Here is a 1778-nt window from a genome sequence, read left to right on the forward strand (position 1 = left end):
AAGTCTTTTTGCGCATGTATGCCTTAAAGCATGAGGTCCTGAGTTTGACAGTTACAAAAACGTAAGAATTCTAAAACAGGCATGAATAACTGCAAAAAAGCGTTTTTTGCTTTCTCTGTTTTTCAAAAGTGTCACTACATGCCTTTCTTTTCCTTTATTTATCAGTGTTTTAGTCTTACGCTTGTGCTTGGCTCCTTTCTAATCCTTTATTTTCCTTATTTTGGTCCTGTAGTTTCAGTTTCTCTATGAATTCCTCATATGGGGTTACCACTTTTGGAATTGGTATATTAAGTATCTTCAATATCTTCTGAGCTAAAAGATTCATGTTAGTCCTAATGGCAAAATGTTGTTCGTTGGTTTTAATATCTATGTATTCCATGTTTTTAATCGCTTCTCTTATCTTTTCGTGTGAGTATTCTATATTGTTTCTCTCAAGTTCTAATTCAAGTGTTCTTTGCATTATGTAAGATACGAAACTCATCACTATGTGTCCCTTTATCCTTTTCTGCGTCCAATGAAATATCGGTCTTGTTTCAAGATAATTCTTTAGTGTTCTGAAACTTTCTTCCACTTTCCACAAGGTATGGTATTGCTCTAATATCTGTTTTGGATTCAACTGTGTGTTGGTTATTATTCCATAGTATCCGTCATATTTTTCGTCTTTTTCTATCTTTTCGATATCAAGTGTATAATCTACTTCGTTCTTTGTCTTTAAGTACTTTTTTGCACCTCTTTTGCTTTTTGATTCTATGTTCCCATCTTTCAACATTTTCTTCGCTTTTTCAATCAATCTAATCCTGTCTTTTCTATCTTTTTCAGCCCTTTCCTTTGAATGTATTATGAGTAATCTTTTACCCTCGTATTCTATTTCTCTGTATTCAATCCCTTTTGATATTTCAGTGAATTCCCCATCGAATATATCCACCTTTTTTAACTGTTTTATCGATTTACCTACTATGAATTCGTAATCCGAATTCTCTACTATTTCCATATTGGTTCTACTCATCATCCCCCTATCAGAAACCACTATTACCTTTCCCAACTGATATCTCTTTTTCATCGCCTCTATCGTATCTTTGAACGTATGTCCTTCAAACGTGTTACCTGGGTATATATCAAAACTAACCGGCATCCTATCCCTATCTATCGACATCCCTAAAACCACCTGTGATTCGTTGAACTTCTTATCTTTCGAATACCCCATCTGTAGTAACTCGTTCGTTTGTTGTGTCTCAAAGGCTAACGTCGTTACATCGTAAAATACTAAATCTACTACAGAATTGAATAAACTTATCCTTTGACTGTACAGATGTTTCTCTAACTCTTCCTTCTTTTGCGATAACACATCTAGAGTCCTGTACATCCATTGTAAGGCTATCCCTTCTTCATCTGTTTCTGCCTCATCCCTCCTTGAACCCCCTTCGGGGCGTTTCTTTTTGAATCCATAATAATCTAGCTCGTTGAATATTCCCAACTTACTTTTAGGTTCTATTATTCTGTTCATAACCATTATTTTCAACAAATCTTCCACATCAAATCTCGTCTTTTTATCCATCTTTTCAAAGAACTTATCCATCTCATACCTTTCAAACAACTTATCTACTATTACCTTTACCCCATAATTCTTCTTATCGGGTGCTTCCTCAACATTATTCAAATTCACATAACCTTTTATATCATATATCTGTACGAGTTTATCGACAATATTTTCCACTTCTTTTCTACTGATAGTATCAATTCTACCCAAATTAGCGATTATCTTTTGTTTATTCTTACCG

Annotated in this window: 1 protein-coding gene; it reads right to left on the minus strand. The window is 34.3% G+C overall.

Going from position 1 to position 1778, the window contains the following annotated elements:
• Positions 1–175: 175 nt before the first annotated feature.
• Positions 176–1778, minus strand: a 1603-nt coding sequence (locus X925_RS05875; RefSeq protein ID WP_146026692.1) for an IS1634 family transposase, incomplete at its 5' end; no start/stop codon positions are given.

The organism is Petrotoga sp. 9T1HF07.CasAA.8.2, from assembly GCF_002895585.1.
GTDB classification, from domain to species: Bacteria; Thermotogota; Thermotogae; order Petrotogales; family Petrotogaceae; genus Petrotoga; species Petrotoga mobilis.